The 1,076-nt window shown below is 25.0% G+C and carries 2 protein-coding genes; both read right to left on the bottom strand.

All coding sequences use genetic code 11. The features are described from left to right. Positions 1 to 125: 125 nt before the first annotated feature. Positions 126 to 686, bottom strand: coding sequence for a DUF1629 domain-containing protein (locus ELQ12_RS09700; protein ID WP_070296164.1), 561 nt, complete (start codon positions 684 to 686; stop codon positions 126 to 128). Next, the coding region (locus ELQ12_RS09695) for an AHH domain-containing protein (RefSeq protein WP_243834158.1) at positions 683 to 1,076 on the bottom strand (394 nt) is incomplete at its 5' end. The genes ELQ12_RS09700 and ELQ12_RS09695, both read right to left, overlap by 4 nt.

The following is a 1,076-nucleotide window of genomic DNA, read 5'->3' as shown; positions in this document are numbered from 1 at the left end:
CTTCTTCTATAATTAATTCTGCTTGTTCTCTTGTCATTTTTTATCCTTTATTATGGTATTTGTTTGATAAAACCTAATAAGTTTATATAATTTATAATTGTAATATTTTTATATGTTTATTAATTTTAATATACCATAACTTCACTAAAACTAAAACCTAATAAATTATTTTCTCTTACTATTTTTTTAAATTCACTTGATACAAAAACAGGTATTTCATCATCTTTAATTCTAAATATATGACTTCCATCAAGTTTTGATTTTTTTAAAACAGCTTTAGTAATACTTAAATATTCATCATTATCACCCATATAAGTATATACAGAATGTTCATAATCTAAAGCTTCAAGTGATTTTATTACATGCATAATTTTACAATCATAATAATTTATTTCCTGATTTTTAATTTCTACATCCAAATATTGCACACAATCTTTGATTAAATCTTGCATTAAATTTATAAATTTAGGAGAGACTATACGCCAACCACAGTCATTGTGTATAAGACCAGTTAGTATGCTTCCTTCATCTTTATCGATTTCAAAACTAGGTGTTTGCCAATTTGTGATAGGTTTAGATTCTAAAAGTGCATATTCATTATTATTTTTTATATCTACAAGATTACAAGAGCACCAATTATCCACATCATTATGATTATAGTTATACATCATTTTATAATATCTCATTGTTTTCTCTCCTTATAGTATTCTTTATGAAGTATAGCAGGATTATTTTTGATTTCTTCTTTTAGTTTTTCAAATTCTTTTAAGAATTTATTCTTATCTCCTCTAGCTATTTTATCAATTTTACTCATTTTTTCAAGAATATATTCATGGTATTCATTAGGATGTCTTCCGCGATGTGGCATTTTAACTTTATTCCAATCTCCATTTAGTTTTAAATCATATGAATTAAGTATCTCTTGAAATTTTGGAGTATATTTTTTACTCTTATTGGTGGCAATGTGATGGGTTTGAATTGGTAATTGATTGTTTTTATCTCCTATCCCTTCCCATCTTATCCTATCAAATTTAATCTTAGCAAGAGGACTAGCTTGTATTTTAGCTAAAGCAAAT

Origin of the sequence: Campylobacter sp. US25a, from assembly GCF_004379075.1 — a bacterium.
GTDB lineage: Bacteria > Campylobacterota > Campylobacteria > Campylobacterales > Campylobacteraceae > Campylobacter_D > Campylobacter_D jejuni.
Note: the sequence above shows the minus strand (reverse complement) of the source record. Positions and strands in the feature narration are given on the sequence as shown.

What these genes read in the sequence shown, in the direction of transcription:
- ELQ12_RS09700 (WP_070296164.1), bottom strand. Translation starts at nt 686, where the DNA reads ATGAGATATTATAAAATGATGTATAACTATAATCATAATGATGTGGAT.